At 35.4% G+C, this 17,730-nt stretch carries 15 protein-coding genes; 14 read left to right on the top strand and 1 reads right to left on the bottom strand.

The annotated features are described in order from the left end of the window. The first annotated feature begins 695 nt into the window (after positions 1 to 695). From GWJ05_RS01390 to GWJ05_RS01420, 7 genes are all read left to right on the top strand, one after another. Positions 696 to 1,472 carry a winged helix-turn-helix domain-containing protein gene (locus GWJ05_RS01390; RefSeq protein ID WP_052038452.1) on the top strand — a complete coding sequence of 259 codons (777 nt, stop codon included), beginning with the start codon at positions 696 to 698 and terminating at the stop codon, positions 1,470 to 1,472. Next, the gene (locus GWJ05_RS01395) at positions 1,469 to 1,948 is read left to right on the top strand and encodes a hypothetical protein (RefSeq protein ID WP_036934828.1); all 480 of its coding nucleotides are present in this window, start codon (positions 1,469 to 1,471) and stop codon (positions 1,946 to 1,948) included. The genes GWJ05_RS01390 and GWJ05_RS01395 overlap by 4 nt, the downstream gene beginning before the upstream one ends. Before the next feature lie 132 nt (positions 1,949 to 2,080). Next, on the top strand, positions 2,081 to 2,401 hold the full coding sequence (locus GWJ05_RS01400; RefSeq protein WP_052038451.1) for a helix-turn-helix domain-containing protein: 321 nt from the start codon (positions 2,081 to 2,083) through the stop codon (positions 2,399 to 2,401). 1,099 nt (positions 2,402 to 3,500) lie between these two features. Beyond that, positions 3,501 to 5,048, top strand: a complete 1,548-nt coding sequence (locus tag GWJ05_RS01405) for a type I restriction-modification system subunit M (protein ID WP_161680951.1) — start codon at positions 3,501 to 3,503, stop codon at positions 5,046 to 5,048. After that, positions 5,045 to 6,190 carry a restriction endonuclease subunit S gene (locus tag GWJ05_RS01410; RefSeq protein ID WP_161680953.1) on the top strand — a complete coding sequence of 382 codons (1,146 nt, stop codon included), beginning with the start codon at positions 5,045 to 5,047 and terminating at the stop codon, positions 6,188 to 6,190. Before GWJ05_RS01405 ends, GWJ05_RS01410 begins: the two co-directional genes overlap by 4 nt. Before the next feature lie 65 nt (positions 6,191 to 6,255). Beyond that, the gene (locus tag GWJ05_RS01415) at positions 6,256 to 9,498 is read left to right on the top strand and encodes a type I restriction endonuclease subunit R (protein ID WP_161680955.1); all 3,243 of its coding nucleotides are present in this window, start codon (positions 6,256 to 6,258) and stop codon (positions 9,496 to 9,498) included. A gap of 161 nt (positions 9,499 to 9,659) precedes the next feature. Next, the gene (locus GWJ05_RS01420) at positions 9,660 to 11,759 is read left to right on the top strand and encodes a DUF262 and DUF1524 domain-containing protein (RefSeq protein WP_161680957.1); all 2,100 of its coding nucleotides are present in this window, start codon (positions 9,660 to 9,662) and stop codon (positions 11,757 to 11,759) included. Between the two features lie 274 nt (positions 11,760 to 12,033). Here GWJ05_RS01420 and GWJ05_RS01425 read toward each other — a convergent pair whose 3' ends face one another. Beyond that, positions 12,034 to 12,441: a hypothetical protein gene (locus GWJ05_RS01425; protein ID WP_036934821.1), complete on the bottom strand. Its 408-nt coding sequence runs from the start codon at positions 12,439 to 12,441 to the stop codon at positions 12,034 to 12,036. A gap of 376 nt (positions 12,442 to 12,817) precedes the next feature. Between GWJ05_RS01425 and GWJ05_RS18705 the strand changes: the two genes are divergently transcribed. From GWJ05_RS18705 to GWJ05_RS01455, 7 genes are all read left to right on the top strand, one after another. Next, positions 12,818 to 12,982, top strand: a complete 165-nt coding sequence (locus GWJ05_RS18705; protein WP_319016468.1) for a hypothetical protein — start codon at positions 12,818 to 12,820, stop codon at positions 12,980 to 12,982. 32 nt (positions 12,983 to 13,014) lie between these two features. After that, complete coding sequence (locus tag GWJ05_RS18710; RefSeq protein ID WP_192940848.1) at positions 13,015 to 13,467, top strand: hypothetical protein; 453 nt, start codon at positions 13,015 to 13,017, stop codon at positions 13,465 to 13,467. A 54-nt stretch (positions 13,468 to 13,521) separates the two neighbouring features. After that, a complete protein-coding gene (locus GWJ05_RS18715) occupies positions 13,522 to 13,947 on the top strand; it encodes a phage tail tip fiber protein (protein ID WP_161680959.1) in 426 nt (141 codons plus the stop codon). A gap of 3 nt (positions 13,948 to 13,950) precedes the next feature. Next, a complete protein-coding gene (locus tag GWJ05_RS01440; RefSeq protein WP_036934820.1) occupies positions 13,951 to 14,865 on the top strand; it encodes a hypothetical protein in 915 nt (304 codons plus the stop codon). A 166-nt stretch (positions 14,866 to 15,031) separates the two neighbouring features. Then, complete coding sequence (locus GWJ05_RS01445; protein WP_161680961.1) at positions 15,032 to 16,432, top strand: phage tail fiber protein; 1,401 nt, start codon at positions 15,032 to 15,034, stop codon at positions 16,430 to 16,432. Between the two features lie 152 nt (positions 16,433 to 16,584). Next, complete coding sequence (locus GWJ05_RS01450) at positions 16,585 to 17,127, top strand: hypothetical protein (RefSeq protein ID WP_161680963.1); 543 nt, start codon at positions 16,585 to 16,587, stop codon at positions 17,125 to 17,127. Positions 17,128 to 17,195: 68 nt separating this feature from the next. After that, the coding region (locus tag GWJ05_RS01455) for an S-type pyocin domain-containing protein (protein WP_161680965.1) at positions 17,196 to 17,730 on the top strand (535 nt) is incomplete at its 3' end.

The following is a 17,730-nucleotide window of genomic DNA, read 5'->3' on the forward strand; positions in this document are numbered from 1 at the left end:
TATTTAAAGTAGCAATAGATAAAATAAATCAAGTTGCTTATAGTGGGCTGCTATATGAAATGACATATAGCAATAATTAAATTGAAAATAAGGTGTTTTCATTCCTTTATTTTTTTCATTCCTTTGTCACCTTCATATTTCCTTATCCCGGTTAAAATATTAACTGCTAGATTGAATATTTGTTTAATTAAAATTACTTAAATATTAATAATTAAGGATAAAAAAGGTCTTTTTTAATATTTTTTCATTTAAATCAATGAGTTGCATGTTTTCTTAAATGATCTTAAATATATATTTTATGATTTTATTACGTGGTTGGTATTTGTTTTTTAGAGGGTGATAATATTGATGTAAATTATTTTCTTGTTTTCTCATGCGTCATGATTTGCGAGTATCTATATGTTTTTTTATTTAAGTAAATTTAATTTAAATAAAAGAAATATATATTGTAATGTATAACTATGAATCATTATTAAATCTATCTCTAAGTAAGAATAAATTAAAAATAGTTATTCTTATCTTGGCTGGTTTTAACAACACCTAATAAAACCAAAATATATTTTGATTAGGGAGTTAATGATAATGCTTCTTATATGCTTCTTATATAAAGTATGAGAGGATTAAAGTAGATAATTTAAATATTGAAAAGATTTAAATTATTAAATACACTCGTAAAGAGTATTTTTGGAGGGGTTATGAGTGAAATACAGCAAGTTATTTTTGATGGAATGATTCTTTATGACAAAGAAGCAGCCAAGATTACAAACTTATTAGATACAAAAAAAGTCGCAACATTGACTGTACCTGCAAATGAATGTTTAGCGATTGTATTGAAAAATTCACCTGATGTAACAACTCAGAAACAATTATTTCATGAAGTTTGGGAAGTTCATGGTATTCCAATAAATTCGAATACTTTTTATCAGAATATCTCAATCATAAGAAAGGCGTTTAAACAAATAGATTATACACCTGATGTTTTGATTACAATACCACGTCGTGGCATTGTAATATCAAAAACGATAGAGCTTCAAAAAGTTATAAATCATCATTTTGAAGAAGATGAGTCATTATCAGTTTCTAAACCACCTACTGTTCAGGAGAATATCACTAAAAAGAATAAAAGGTATTTTAACCTATCCATATTTTTTTTGTTATCAATACTATTCTTAACAATAATTTGGTTTTCCTATGGCAGTATAAGTAAGACTACATCTCCTTTCTACAGCTATAAATATATAGATAATTATAATGGTTGTAATATGTATGCTAATGAAAGCTACTCACAGGAATTTATGGGAAAAATATTAAAAACTATTGGTGGAGTAACTTGTTATAATCATGAAATGTTATATCTTTCAGTATATTCCAATTTGCCAAGAATATCATTAATTAAATGTGATGATGTTATTTACTCATCTAAAAGTATATGTAGTTCCTATTATTATTATTTAAAAGATAATCTCAAATGAAACGAATGTTAATTCCTGTAATATCACTTTTTTTATTTATATCATCAGTTTTTATCTACTTTAATAGTTATAAAAAAAATATACCAGACCTTAATTGCTACGCTCAAGTCAGATATGGTTATTTTAATGATAAAGAATTTGATGTTATGGATACTGGAATAGGTTTTATGTTAGAGAATGGGGAGGGTACTATATCTTATTCGGCAACTTTAAAAAAAGATAATTCTGTTTTTAATATAAAGCGAGATATAAAAGTAACTTATAAAGTTACTGATAATAACTCTTATTTAATGACTGTTTCTGATATTAAAGTTTCTCCTTTAGATAATCTTCCAGACAATTTATCGTATGCTTATATGTATGGTTATACAAGGGAAGCAGGGGGATGGTTTAATGTTAATGTTAAGGAGAATGGACCCAATAGCTATATTATGTATACTACTACAATCCCTCAATTTTTTTGTAAGAAGACATAATATTTTCATCAATTAGTATTTAAGATATCTTAAATTTTCTAAAAAATTATTATTTAAAGTTTATTCACATGTTAGCGCTGTAGTTCATCTATATAATTGTCATTATATATTAGATAATGACAGGAATAACTTGTGATAAAGTATAATGTTAATGAAGAGTTTGTTAGAGCGAGTCAAAGGGTTAATGATATTAATAAACTTATCGGATTCTTTCTTAAAGATATCAGAAAAAGTAATAACCTTACAGGAGAAGAAATTGCTAAAAAACTTGATATTAGCCAACAGCAATGGTCTCGTTATGAAAGAGGCGTTAATAAATTAAGTTTAGATAAGCTATTAGTTATCTTATTGATATTAGATGTGTCACCTCATGAGGTTCTTGATTATCTTTTCGATTATATAGCAACTGAAGTTAAAAAAGAAAATGCATTAGATGCTATGATATTTACTTAATATTATTTAAGCTTATTATAAAAGCGGATAAATAACTGCTCCGCTTTTATTAATAAACATTAAGGTATATCTAGAATTTTTTTAATTTATTTTTTATAGTTAAATATAAATGATAGGTTATATTAATCGTCATAAATTTTTTTTAAATAAATTTAAGAGAATAATTTTTCAGTAATTGGCATATTGGCTAGCTTAGGCTTTTTCTTCTATAATCAATAATGATAATTCAATATTATTTTTATTTTCTACAATCAATCTTTTAGCCTATTTTATATTTATATTATCGGTTGTTAATCCTAATTTAATGAAAACTATTTGTCATATTTAGAAATAATACTAGTCGTATTGAAGATCTGAGAGGCCAGGCGCGACAAAAGTGATTGCCGTTATTATAAATAACAAATAACTCTAATCCATCGCCATTATAGCGGATATAATCACTCTGTTTCGGCTTTGTAGCGTTGATCTCTTTTACTGGTTTGTCTTGCCATTTTTGATGTTCCATTGTTCTTAGGCACTTCAAAAACTATAAAGGTTAACGAGGTGCCTATCAAGGTGCCTAAGATGATTGGATTTAATTAGGTGACATCAGACTGCGCAGGACATAAAAAAGCCCGCAACTCATTGAGTTAGCGGGCTTTTCAGTCTTCTTTGGACGTCCTTAGAAGATAATTTGGTGGGCTGGCGGGAGTTGAATTTAATATCTATATTATTGATTTTTAACTATATTTATTTTTACTGAAAATTATATATAACTAAACGTATAACTACAAGTTTATGCTATAGACATTGAGTGGAAATAAATAGAGAGTAGAGCTACGCAGAAAAGAGTGCCTTTTAACAGGAATTTTAGCGTGATTTTGAAAGAGAAAACAGTTAGTCATAGTAGCTTGATGCAGTTATTGCCTCAAGAGGTATTGAGAAAAATTATTATCTAATATTCATAATTTGAAAGCAGTGTTGAAGTATTAAATATGACATTTACTGATAATCCATCCTTTTGATAACTATCGCAAGTTATCGGCCTGTTCTATTAGATTTCTGGCTATAAATCAGTAACAATAGTTCCATTATTTTTACTGATGTAAGTAATGGAACAATGGCTAAAAAACCGAAAGAAATCAAATCTGAACCGTTAGAAGTTATCCTGTGGAAAGCCGCTGATAAATTGCGTAAGAATATTGATGCAGCAGAATACAAGCATGTTGTGCTGGGATTAATATTCTTGAAGTATATTTCTGATTCGTTTGAGTCTCACTATGAAAAGCTTAAAGCAGGTCAAGACGAGTTTGCAGGTGCAGATCCCGAAGATAGTGATGAATATCTTGCCTATAATGTGTTCTTTGTGCCTGAAAAAGCACGTTGGACAAATTTACTCAATAATGCAAAACAGCCCAATATCGGTAAATTAGTCGATGACGCTATGGAAGCCATCGAAGAAGATAACCCGCAATTAAAAGGGGTATTACCAAAAGTTTATGCACGTCAAAACCTTGATGCAACGGTACTTGGCGAGTTAATTGACCTTGTGGGAGATATTGCACTGGGTGATGCTAAATCACGCTCTGCGGATGTACTAGGTCATGTTTTTGAATATTTCTTAGGTGAATTTGCGTTAGCAGAAGGTAAACAGGGCGGTCAGTTCTATACGCCGAAGTCAATTGTTTCCTTACTGGTTCATATGCTAGAGCCTTATGAAGGACGTATTTTTGACCCGTGCTGTGGCTCTGGAGGTATGTTTGTTCAATCAGAAAAATTTGTTGAATCCCATCAAGGTAACATTGATAACATATCTATATATGGTCAAGAGTCTAACCAAACCACATGGCGTTTGGCGAAAATGAACTTGGCTATCCGCGGTATTAACTCTGAGCAAGTAAAATGGAACAATGAAGGCTCGTTTTTAAATGATGCGCATAAAGATTTACGTGCGGATTTTATTATTGCGAACCCGCCGTTCAACGTCTCTGATTGGTCAGGTGAACAATTACGTAAAGATGCCCGTTGGCAATACGGTGCGCCACCAGCAGGGAATGCAAACTTTGCATGGATGCAGCACTTTTTATACCACTTGTCACCGAAAGGGCAAGCGGGTGTGGTATTAGCTAAAGGTGCATTAACCTCGAAAACCTCTGGTGAAGGCGATATCCGTGCTGCATTAGTGAAAGATGCTAACGTGATTGATTGTATAGTTAACTTGCCTGCTAAGTTATTCCTAAATACGCAAATTCCTGCCGCATTATGGTTTATGCGCCGTGATCGTAATAACTCTTCGGTTTATCAAGATCGCAGTGATGAAATTCTGTTTATTGATGCACGAAATCTTGGTCATTTAATTAACCGCCGCACTAAAGTGTTATCGGATGAAGACATTAAGCTGATTTCAGATACCTATCATAATTGGCGTAATAAAGGTGGCGAATATGAAGATATTGCGGGTTTTTGTGCCTCTGTCGCTATCGAAAAAGTGGCTGAACTGGATTATGTGCTTACACCAGGTCGTTATGTGGGTCTTGCTGATGAAGAAGATGACTTTGATTTTAAAGAGCGTTTTACCGCACTAAAAGCCGAGTTTGAAGCACAATTAGAAGAAGAAGCAAAACTTAATCAAGCAATTGCTGAGAATTTGGCAAAGGTGATGGTATGAGTGAGTGGAAGGAATATCAATTAAAAGAATTAACCTCTAAAATTGGAAGTGGATCCACTCCTAAAGGGGGAGGAAATTCATATAAAGATGAAGGTATTTCTCTAATACGAAGTCAAAATATACTTGATTACAAATTTAGCATTAATGGATTAGCATATATTGATGAAGTACAAGCTAATGTATTAAAAAATGTTTCTGTTGAAGAACATGATATTTTATTAAATATTACGGGTGATAGTGTAGCTAGGTGCTGTAACGCACCAAAGGAATTCTTACCAGCAAGAGTTAATCAACATGTCGCCATTATTCGTTCTAATATTAAATTGCTTGATAATAATTTTTTAAAATATTCTTTAATTGACTCTAAAGAGGAATTATTATCCCTTTCGGAAATTGGTGGTACAAGAAATGCCTTAACTAAGGGGATGTTGGAAAATTTTGTTATAAAACTACCATCTTTACCAGAACAAAAAGCCATAGCCTCTGTTCTCTCTGCATTAGATAACAAAATCGACTTACTCCATCGTCAAAATAAAACCTTAGAATCAATGGCCGAGACACTTTTTCGTCAGTGGTTTGTGGAAGAGGCGCAGGATGATTGGAATGAGGTTAGATTAGGACAGTTGTTTTCTATTTGTAGTGGTAAAGGATTAAAGAGAGATGAATTTATAGAATTAGGAATGTACCCTGTTTTAGGTGCTAATGGTGAAATAGGACGCTGTAATAAATCGTTATATTCTGAACGATTAATATATACAGGCCGTGTTGGGACGTTAGGTAATATTTTTATTATACATGAAAATGAAAAAGTTTGGTTGTCAGATAACACATTAATTTTTAAAGATATAAAGTATTTTTATTTTGTGTATTTTCAGTTGAAAATGATTAATTTTGATGAATATAACGTAGGAAGTACCCAACCATTGATTAGGCAGTCTGATATTAAAGAAATATATATTGATTTTCCTAATGATTTGGTGTTGTTAGATCTTTTTGAACGCGATGTTGAGATTATCTTTACTAAGATAAATAATAATATTCAAAAAATCCAAACCCTAGAAAACCTTCGTGACACCTTACTCCCTAAATTAATGAGTGGTGAAGTGCGCGTGAACTATACACCAGAAGAAATAAAACAATAATCGTATTAGGCAGTGTCACTTTGGCGCTGCTTTTTTATACCCTTTTGCTAAAGGATGACAAAACAATGTCAAAAATGACAGAATCCGATATTGAAACCATGACCATTGAGCAGTTACAAGCCCTAGGTTATGAATATGTGTATGGTCCAGACATTGAGCCATCGGGTACAAATCCCCTGCGTACTTATCATCAAGTCATTCTTCAGCAAAAAGTATTAGAAGCGATACAACGCTTAAACCCACATTTAACAGAAGATAAATGTGAAGAGGCCTTAAAACAAGTCACACAAATTAACTCGCCTGATTTAATGGCAAATAACCTGAGTTTTCACCGTTTACTGACGGAAGGTATTAACATTGAAGTTAGTAAAGATGGCAATACTCAAGGGGAATATGTGTGGCTGGTGGATTTTAATCAGCCTGATAATAATGAGTTTCTAGTCGTCAATCAGATCACCATTCGGGAAGATCGCAAAGAGCGTCGCCCTGATGTGATTATCTATATTAATGGTTTACCACTGGTCGTGATTGAACTAAAAAATGCCATTGATGAAAATGCCACCATTGAAGGGGCATATAATCAAATTAAAACCTATCAGCAACAAATCCCTTCATTATTTACTTACAATGCCTTTAGCGTGATTTCTGATGGATTAGAGGCAAAATCAGGGACTATTTCTGCCGATTTTAGCCGCTTTATGGCATGGAAAACCCATAATGGCATGACTGAGGCAAAAAATACTCAGCCACAGCTGGAAGTATTAATTCAAGGCTTGCTTAATCCCGTTACGCTATTAGATATGATCCGCTATTTTATCGTATTTGAATCCAGCAAACAGGAAGATAACAACGGTATCATTTCTATTAAAACCGTCAAAAAAATGGCAGCCTATCATCAATACTATGCGGTGAATGCAGCGGTACTTTCGACCATTCGCGCTTCAAATGTCAATGCGAATTCACCCTCTGCGGAAGTGGCGCTACGACAACAAGGTAGAAACCAACAGCACCTCGTATTAGAACAAAAAGCAGGGGATAGAAAAGCAGGTGTGGTGTGGCATACTCAAGGCTCGGGTAAATCCCTTTCCATGGTGTTTTATACGGGTAAAATTGTTTTAGCCCTCGATAACCCAACTGTTGTGGTGATCACCGACCGTAATGATTTAGACGACCAATTATTTGGTACTTTTTCTTCTGCGGTACAACTGTTACGTCAAACCCCGAAACAAGCTGAAAATCGAGAAGAATTAAAAGAATTACTGAAAGTTGGCTCAGGTGGCGTGATATTTACCACTATTCAAAAATTCCAACCTGATGATGGTAGTAGCGTTTATGAACTACTGTCTGATCGTAGCAATATCATTGTTATTGCTGACGAGGCACATCGTTCTCAATATGGTTTCTCTGCAAAAGAAGTCGATGTGAAAGATGAGCAGGGTAATGTCATTGGTAAGCGCACCGTTTATGGCTTTGCAAAATATATGCGTGATGCCTTACCAAATGCGACTTACTTAGGCTTTACGGGCACACCCATTGAGAAAACAGATGTCAATACTCCAGCGGTATTTGGTAACTACGTTGATATCTATGATATCGCTCAGGCTGTTGAAGATGGGGCGACAGTGCCTATCTACTATGAAAGCCGTTTAGCAAAAGTCCAAATTAGCGATGAAGGGCGAGAGCTGATCGAGGAATTTGATGAAAGCTTCACAGATGAAGATCTAACTCTGACGCAACAACAACGGGCTAAATGGGCGCGAGTTGAAAGTATTATTGGCAGTAAAGAGCGTATTAAAGCGATCGCTAAAGATTTAGTCACTCACTTTGAAGAACGGTTGGTGGCGAATGCGGATCACGGTAAAGGCATGGTCGTTGCTATGTCACGTCGGATTGCTGCGGCATTGTATGAGGAAATCGTGGCACTCAAACCTGAGTGGCACAGTGATGATCTCAATGATGGTGTGATTAAAGTAGTGATGACTTCTTCCGCATCTGATGGGCCTGATATCGCTAAACATCATACGACTAAGAAAGACAGGCAAGTACTCGCTAATCGCATGAAAGATGAAGATGATAAGCTGAAATTAGTCATTGTGCGCGATATGTGGTTAACGGGTTTTGATGCGCCGAGTATGCACACGTTATACATTGATAAACCGATGAAAGGGCACAACTTGATGCAGGCAATTGCCCGTGTTAACCGAGTCTATAAAGATAAATCAGGTGGCTTAGTTGTCGATTATTTGGGCATTGCGGCTGATTTGAAATCGGCACTATCATTTTACTCAGATGCGGGTGGTAAAGGCGATCCCGCACTTACCCAAGAAAAAGCCGTCGAGGTAATGAAAGAGAAATTAGACGTTCTTGACGGAATGCTCTTTGGTTTTGATTATCGTGAATATTTCACCGCATCCACATCCCGTAAATTAGCCATTATTTTAGAAGCAGAAGATTTTATTTTAGGGATTGATGAAGGTCAAGGGAAAGTGCGTTTTTTAACAGCAGTAACCGCTTTATCTCAAGCCTTTGCATTAGCAACGCCACATCCTGAAGCGATGGAGGCAGCACCTGAAATAGCCTTTTTCCAAGCGGTAAAAGCCAGGCTGAACAAGTTTGATTCAACTGGAGGAAGTGGCATTATCGGTGACGACGGTATGGAAGTTCGCGTTAAACAGACTATTGATCAAGCCTTAGTGACTGATACGGTGGTAGATGTATTTGATGCTGCGGGGATTAAAAAACCTGATATATCGATCCTTTCGGATGACTTTTTAATGGAGATGCAGGATTACCAACATAAAAATATCACGTTGGAAACCTTGAAAAAATTGTTAGCAGATGAAATCAATGTGCGAACAAAAATGAGCGTTATTCAAGGTAAAAAGCTGATGGACATGCTAACGGGGGCGATTAAAAGCTATCAAAATAAAATTTTGACGGCAGCTGAAGTCATTGATGAGCTAATTAAATTAGCGAAAGATATCAATAAGGTTGATAGCGAAGCGAATGACCTGAATTTATCACCTTATGAATATGCTTTCTATACGGCTGTGGCTGAAAATGATAGTGCTCAAGAACTAATCGGAAAATCAAAACTAAGGGAATTAGCGGTTGTACTAACTGAAATGATCCGTAATAACGTCACATTAGATTGGACTATCAAAGAGTCTGCAAGAGCAAAAATACGCGTTATCGTTAAGCGGTTACTTAACCGTTATGGCTATCCGCCTGATATGTCTGCATTGGCAACAGAAACCGTTTTGGCACAAGCGGAGCTGCTATCGAATGAATTGTTGAAATCAAATTAGTGGAGTTATTTTAGCCGATATTCTTAATAGAGATCATAAAAATTGAGATCTACTTAAAATAGTTATCATAAAGATTGTCCACAGTAGATCAGTACTGAATTGATACATAAAAAGAGTAGTTATTTTTATATGATAGAATATACAGCGTGGTTGGGGTTAGCATGAGAGCAATAGAAAACGGACTATTTAAATTTTTACAAAAATCAGCCCAGTTCATCATTCCTATCTATCAACGCCAATACAGTTGGACGGATACTCAATGTGACCAACTATGGAAGGATATTATTCGAGCAGGCACAACAAACTTAGAAGCTCACTTCATTGGTTCTGTCGTGTATGTTGAACGAGGTTTATATCGCCATAGTGATGTACCTCAACTCCTTATTATTGATGGTCAGCAACGCCTAACTTCTACTACACTCCTCATTGCTGCATTAGCTGCTGAACTAAAGCTTCGTCAAACATTACAAACTGAAGCTGTTATTGATAGTACCAACTATAAAAAACTTAAAAAGAATTATCTCTGTAATGATGCAGAAGATGGTGACTTGTTCTATAAGCTTCAGTTAACTAAAGCCGATGATCCACAACTAAGAAGTATTATTGATGGCGAAAAAATTGAAGATATGAGATCTTCATCTCGCATTATCCAAAACTACCTATTTTTTAGTGGAAGGCTACAGCGTTGTACTAATGAACAACTTGCCCAGATATATCTCGGGCTTCAAAAATTACTTATTGTTGATATTGCTCTTGATCGAGAAAGGGATAACCCTCAGCTTATTTTTGAAAGCTTAAATTCTACTGGGCTTGATTTAAGTCAATCAGATCTTATCAGAAACTATGTTTTGATGAGACTTGATCGTAAATCACAAGAGCACTTATATAATAAATATTGGTACCCAATGGAGCAAGATTTTGGTAATGGAGAATACAGTTGGCTATTTAATCAATTTATACGTGATTATTTGACGTTAAAAACAAATAAGCCGCCTCGTTTAGGTGATGTTTATGAGGCATTTAAGAAGTATGTTGATAGTAGTAACCTTGACATCGAGAATGTTATTGCAGATGTTCGTCAACAAGCCAAGTTTTATATTTGTTTTGCGTTAGAAAAAGAAAAAGAGCCGGCTTTACTTGAGGCATTTCAAGATTTAAACGCCTATAAAGTGGATGTTTCTTATCCTTTGATTCTTGGTCTATATCAAGATTATGATAGTTCGATCTTACATTTAGATGAATTTGTTGAATGTGTTAGGTTAGTTGAAAGTTACGTGTTTAGACGCTATGTATGTGATATTCCAACCAATTCTCTTAATAAAACATTTGCAGGCTTTTCTCGTCTATTACGAAAAGAATGCTATCTAGAAAGTTTTAAAGCAGAACTATTAAAACTTACTTCATATCGACGGTTTCCTTCAGATACTGAGTTTAGTCATTCATTACGATATAAAGATATGTATAACGTAAGAAGCCGAGCATATTGGTTGAGACGATTAGAAAACTTTGGTAAAAAAGAACGAATAAGTGTCGAGAACTACACTATTGAGCATGTCCTTCCTCAGAATAAGAAACTTTCGGTACAGTGGCAAAAAGCTTTAGGTGATGAATGGAAATCAATACAAGAGGAGTTAGTACATACTATAGGCAACCTTACTCTTACTGGCTATAATTCAGAGTTAAGCGATAAGTTCTACACAGATAAACGTGATATGAATGGAGGTTTTGCTCATAGCCCTTTGATGTTAAATCAGAGTTTAAGAGAACACTCAACTTGGAATAAAGATAAAATATTAGAACGTTCAAGCTTGCTTGCAGGGAAAATGCAACAAGTATGGCGTTATCCAGAACTTGCTGAGACAATTTTCCAAGCCTACCAATCGATAGAAGTAAGGCGTAGCAGTTATACACTAGAAGATCACCCATATATTGCCATTGGAGCCTCTAAAGATCTCTACCAAGCATTTAGAAAAGAAGTTTTAGCTTTGGATGAAAATGTGGAAGAGGAATTTCTGAAGCTGTATGTTGCTTTTAAACTAGACACAAATATCGTTGATGTTATACCTCAAGTATCAGGATTACTCTTGTCTCTCAATTGTAAATATACGGACATCTATGATCCAAAAGGAATTTGCAATGACATGACGAATATAGGTCATTGGGGGAATGGTGATGTTGAACTTCGTATTAATAATGTATCTGATATTTCCTACGCCATCCAATTGATTAGGCAAGTTATAGATATGCAGATAGAAGGTTAGATAGCTGGTCTTTCTTAACTATGCTACTCAATTGTAAGCGATAAGCTTTTTTTAGGACATAACTCCCTTGATGATTAGCCTTAATGCGGCTAGATAGATAATATATTTCGGTAAGTTGTTTAACAATGGGGATTAGGGAGCTGGTTATTCCTTTCACTAGCCAAAGTATCCCCATTTGAAGTGCTTTTAGGTATTAATTAAATGTGCCACTTAGCAATTCCTGCTTTAGATAGCTTGCTGGCAGGATCTAGAATTTTTAATACTTACTTTATGATTAATTTTGACAATGATCGTTCCAATTTCGGATATCGGTAATCTGGTAAGTATATTCTTCTCGCTGATTATTTGCGTTGATGGCAGAATAGGTAATATATTGCCCAACATAAATTTCTTTATCGAAAATATTAATATCTGTTGTTATTTCTTTTGATTTTATATCCTTTGGATCTGAGCCCCAGTAGATAAAGCCTTTATTTCCTTTATATTGTATATATATAGGCCATTTTCCATTACCCTCTGTAATATACCCGAACATTTCAATTTTTTCGATGAAGTTATCTCGCTTTAACAGTGCATCAAAAACAAGAATGTCATCGGTCTTGACTGAATTGCTAATATATACTGCTTTAATCCGAGAAAAACGCCTAGTATTGTCTCTATCAAGTGCAAAAGTGGGGGGCATGCAGGCCAATTATATTACACCGTCACTGGAATTTAACACTGACTTTTCCAGTAAATCAAGTACCGCAAATAATCCCCGCCATCCTCTTGTAGCCCATGCACCAACGGTTTCATGCTTCTATTGAGGTTCCTAATTTTACTCCGGTCGATATTTAGTCCGTGTTCGAGCCATCAATGCTTCTGAGATCTCAAGCGGGTGGGGATATTCTGACGAAAAAACGTTAACAGGCAAAACTGGTAATCCACCAAAACCGGTTAACTTTAGAACGTCGCCATTAGTATTTGGCATTAAGCTAGATTGGGGATTTGGTGAAAATACCAGTGATACGTTAAAAACTGAAGTTCAGTACAGCAAAACCAATGATGGTGAAGGTCTGATGCTGTTATCTGATGTTCCTTATCCATCTAAAACCTATGAAATGGCAGGCTTATCAGCAGATGTAGCGTTTTATTTTAGAGCAAGGCTGGTGGATAAAACCGGTAATCAATCTATCAATCTGAATGGACTGAATTTATTTGGGGAGAATCGGAGTTTGATGTAGGTACAATATTGCCAGAGCTTGATGGACACTTCATGTCATCAGAAGCCGGTCAGCAGCTTAGTGAGCGCTTGGATTGGAATGCTGAGACAGCGCTTCTTCTTAGTAACGCTGATTCTCAACTATCACGCAGTATGTTAATGAAACACGGTCAGTCACAAGCGGGTATTCGCAAGCTATGGCAAGTTCGTGCAACGGATAACGAAGCCTGGGCACAGGAAGTCAAAGAAATTTACTCCGCTGTTGGTGATAACACGTCTGCAATTAAAGAAACTCAAACGTCAATTACCAATCTTGATGAGGCTATCGGTCAGCGCTTTACTGAAATACGTACTAAGGTTGATCAGGCTGAGGCCGATATTGTTTCAAATTCTCAAGCCATCTCTAACACAAACAAGGCATTTGCTGAAAACAAAACCCAAGTTCAGGCTAAGTTTGATGAACAGGAGGGAATGATACAGGAGAAAATGCAAGCCACGTTTGAGTAATCTGGTGACGATGTTGTCACTCACTCAATCAATATCACGATTGTTCATAACAACGTGAAATACAATTCAGCAGGGCAAGTGATTAGTGCTCAGGTTAAGAACGGCAAGCTTGAATCATTCATTGGCTACAACGCCAATAATTTTGCGTGGTACAACCCAAGTAACGGAAAAATGGAATTGTTCATGTACGTTAAAAACGGCCAGATATTTATGCGTGAGGCCTTTATTAACGAGGCATGGTTAAATTCCGTTGTTGTTACCGAATATATTAAATCTGGTGATTATGTACCCGGTAAGAGTGGTTTTTTGATTGATGGTAAAACTAGCAATATTGAAATGAATAAAGGAACGTTCCGGGGTGAATTAGATATAGGAACAAATAAAACGGGTGCGCATACTGTTATTACCAATGAAAGGATCGCTGTTTATGGTGACAAGGGGGAAATTAGGATTGAAATAGGAAAAATAACAGGAGTTTAATTAATGTATGGTGTTTATGTTAAACCAGATATAGGCAACGAATATTATTTAGATGCTGATGATAATCAGGTTATGGGGTATTTAGGTTCAGCAAAAATAGGGTGGTACAATAACCATTTCTACCCAATAAATAAAGGGTGGAATAAAATGAAACACGAAATACCTGAATACGAAAAGTATAATATTATTATTATCCCAAGAGTGGTATCTCGCACATACAAAATACCCGGTTCCTATTATTGGTTCTCATCAAATGTCACAGCGTATAATATATCCGGTGATAACTTTAATTTTTATGTCGATGAAAGGACAGCCGGATCGCGAGTAGATTCAGAAGATGATGAAAGAGACCCGGAATTTATGTTTGATTTTTATGGTTATCCGAAATCAAACAATGAGTCATACGGTATACGACTGCACGGAATGAACGGTATTAGCGAACTAACTCCATCTATGCGAGGGTATTGTGTATTTGCCGACATCGTACAAATAAATGCAGGTAAAGATAATGGCTGGAGAATGCCATTACATATTACCAATGAAATGAACCCCATTATTTTCGTGAGGCCGAAAAATTCAGGTGCTGTCTTCTCATATAATAAAGCTAGGGGTTTAGTTGTTAGTAGTTCATGTGAAATGTATGTCGTTATATTTTGTACTAACTTTACTTTAACTCCTCCAAAATATGGCATTGTAATTTATAACGATAAAAAAGAAATTACATTTTCATCTAACTACAAACCCATGAAGCTCGGAGAGACAACGCGATTTAGTAATCGAAATGGAGCTTCGTTTTCTAAACTCAAAAAACCAATGATTATTCCAGATGCACAATTCGTTAACTGGAGAATACAGGGAAGCAATAGAGATGATGTTATTTATATGCGAACAGGATTTGGTTTTAGAAATGACGAATAATGTCTATTGGGATGACATATACAGTATCAGATCAGAATATGGCGGGCCATGGGGGGCTGATGGCGGTAATGCGTTTAAAATAGAATTTGACATATACGGCATCGAACTCAGCGACTACTTCAATATTTGATTAACTCTTCATTATACCTCTAGGAAAAATAACCTCATGATATACACAACAGGCACAGTCTCTACTGTGTCAGGGGCTGCTATTGTCAAAGGCACTGGCACTAAATTTAAAAATAATAATCCAGCTATTAATATCGGAATGACTATTTTAATTAAATCGGGAACAACAAATATTCCGTATATGATTAAATCCGTTAATTCCGACACTGAATTAGTATTAGCACAACCGGCATTAGTAACAGCAACTAATACAATATTCTCAATTCATATTACTGAACCAGACAATAATAGCGATGCAGCACGAACAATGGTCGCTATTAATAGTTATGTCGAGTATTTCCTCGACGCCATGAATACGTGGATGACTCAAACGGGCCAGACAAAAATTGAGATGCCAAATGGCGAGATTATCACGCTCGATAGTATTAAGAAGATGCAAGGGGATATACAAAATAAGGCAGACTTAACAAAAACGACTCCTCAAGATTTTAAAGGGGGTATTGTTTCGGCGGGTGCTGTAGGTTCAAGAAATAGTAGCTATGACTTATTTCTGAGCTTAGACCCTTCACCATCATTTTTATATAAAATAAATGGAACATATTATAGGGCAACGCTTCCTGGAAAGACTGGCAAAATGATGCTGGTGGGTGATTACGGTTGGGGAGGCTCTGAGACGCCATCAACAAATATTTCAGAAGCTGAACTTCGTGCTGTATTAATGAATAGAAATACGGTTACGCAAATTATCAGAAATGAGCAAACAACAAAATATGGGCTTGGTGGTTCACCAATCGCTTATTTTAAATCAAAAGATACCTATCAGGCCTTAGTGTCTTCTTGGAATGGTGGTTCATGTCGAGTTGTTGCGGGCAATGCGACATCTGAATATGTTCATAATTTATGGACTGACAGGAATACAACGGTAGATAGTAACGGGTTTATTAAGCGAGCCTCTCCAATCATCGACATCAATTCTGACGGTAGATTTACAACTAACGACGAATCCGAAGGTGCTACCGTTACTCGAGTAGCTCAGGGAGAATATCTTATCGAGGGTGTACTAGGTTTTAACTCAGATGCAGGATGGGGTGGTGTCGATGGTGGTATTGAAATCCCACTCGATGTCAATAAACAACCGTTAGTTTGGGTTAACTCTGAAGTTAACAAAGATGGTTCTATTCTCGTTAAAACACATCATCGCACTCATCCTAATGCGCCTAAATTCGCCCGTAATGATATTGACGGTTTCAATGACGGTGACCCGATTGATATCCCTGATGGTCGTTTTATCTCTGTTCGTGTACAGATACCAGAGCAATCAATCTATAACGTGAGAATGCGTGAGATGGAAGAAGCGCAGAAAACGGAAGAGGAACGCAGACAAAAAGAAGAGGAAGAAAATCAGGACACCAATAGTGCACCAGAAATTGATAACTGATTGATTATATTTATTTGACTCAAGGATGAGTTAAATGCTAATGATAACCATTCCGAACATAGCCGAAATAAGACGATTGCTTAGTTATTTATATAGGAGTACTGTTTTTATACACAGTGATTGTGTGATTTTAAATATAAAAAGGAGTTTATATGATTATAACAAAAGCTAACGTTGATCAATATCCTTGGCTTCCAGCTGATATTATTCGTGATATAAAACTAGGTTATATAGTTTATGATACAGAAACAAATGAAAAATTAGTACGCATAGAAATAAATTGTGGTGTTGGCCTAGGGGCGTGTGTTAGAGACAAAACTTCTGTCGTCGAGAATCCATCATCTACAGAGAAAATCACAATAACTCTACCTGAGTATAATTTACCTTGGTCAAGTATACCTACTCTTGCTAATTCGGATAGCGATAAAGAAATCTCTCCAACTAAAGGAGGCCCTAATAATGACGGGGTATCACCTTTTAATCCAAATACTAAATTCACAGTAAATAAGCCACAAAAGCCTGTTATTATTTCTAGTAATAATAATAAACTAACTAATAGCTCAAACAATAGAGAATTAGCTACCAATAAAGGTGTAATGCATTTTAATGGTGTTGTTATTGAGCAACTCGAAACATTTAAAAAGAAATATTTTCTTACAAAAGAAGCCGTTAATTTAGTCAAGATAAATTGGTAGAGTCTGTTATTAGTTTATACAGTAAAGAAAATAGTATTGATGATAATAATGTAAACTCAGTAAAATTTATGGAATTTAGTGAATTTGATAATAATTCATTTGATGAGTTAGATCTTATGTCTACGATTCCTGCAGAAAACTTAATTAATAACCCTGACTTAATGTCTGGCACACTTAATGAAATTGCAAAAAACAACGGTACAGTTAATGTTAATGCAAGAATGGCTGTAATTAAAGAAAATAATAAAGCGAGTGCAGCGTTAGTTAGAACCGATGGTGTATTGGTGACGAAAGAAGTGCCTGTGTATCCCGCCAATTATATTGGCAATGGCTATCATATGGATATTAAAAATTTGGGAATAGAATATGCGCTTTTACCAGCAGATTCTTATAGTGGACTTGGTTTGCAAGGGAATATTATTCAAAAATATTCAAATGAAAATAAAAAGTTCTCATATCCAGAAAAAGTAGAATTACCTAATAAGGTAGAAAACAAAAGGATAGAAGTACCATATCCACATCAATTTAATGATGCAATTATTGTATTTCCTAGAAATTCAAACTTACCGCCTTTGTATGCTTATTCGGGCTTCCCTGCAATTG

Origin of the sequence: Proteus sp. G2626 (genome assembly GCF_009915985.1) — a bacterium.
Classification (GTDB): Bacteria; Pseudomonadota; Gammaproteobacteria; order Enterobacterales; family Enterobacteriaceae; genus Proteus; species Proteus vulgaris.

Excerpts from the sequence above, each read along its gene's own strand:
- GWJ05_RS01395 (WP_036934828.1), top strand. The coding sequence starts at position 1,469 with ATGAAACGAATGTTAATTCCTGTAATATCACTTTTTTTATTTATATCA.
- GWJ05_RS18705 (WP_319016468.1), top strand. The coding sequence starts at position 12,818 with ATGCTGTTATCTGATGTTCCTTATCCATCTAAAACCTATGAAATGGCA.
- GWJ05_RS01425 (WP_036934821.1), bottom strand. The coding sequence starts at position 12,441 with ATGCCCCCCACTTTTGCACTTGATAGAGACAATACTAGGCGTTTTTCT.
- GWJ05_RS01420 (WP_161680957.1), top strand. The coding sequence starts at position 9,660 with ATGAGAGCAATAGAAAACGGACTATTTAAATTTTTACAAAAATCAGCC.
- GWJ05_RS01440 (WP_036934820.1), top strand. The coding sequence starts at position 13,951 with ATGTATGGTGTTTATGTTAAACCAGATATAGGCAACGAATATTATTTA.
- GWJ05_RS01405 (WP_161680951.1), top strand. The coding sequence starts at position 3,501 with ATGGCTAAAAAACCGAAAGAAATCAAATCTGAACCGTTAGAAGTTATC.
- GWJ05_RS01415 (WP_161680955.1), top strand. The coding sequence starts at position 6,256 with ATGTCAAAAATGACAGAATCCGATATTGAAACCATGACCATTGAGCAG.
- GWJ05_RS01445 (WP_161680961.1), top strand. The coding sequence starts at position 15,032 with ATGATATACACAACAGGCACAGTCTCTACTGTGTCAGGGGCTGCTATT.
- GWJ05_RS01410 (WP_161680953.1), top strand. The coding sequence starts at position 5,045 with ATGAGTGAGTGGAAGGAATATCAATTAAAAGAATTAACCTCTAAAATT.
- GWJ05_RS01390 (WP_052038452.1), top strand. The coding sequence starts at position 696 with ATGAGTGAAATACAGCAAGTTATTTTTGATGGAATGATTCTTTATGAC.
- GWJ05_RS01450 (WP_161680963.1), top strand. The coding sequence starts at position 16,585 with ATGATTATAACAAAAGCTAACGTTGATCAATATCCTTGGCTTCCAGCT.
- GWJ05_RS18710 (WP_192940848.1), top strand. The coding sequence starts at position 13,015 with ATGTCATCAGAAGCCGGTCAGCAGCTTAGTGAGCGCTTGGATTGGAAT.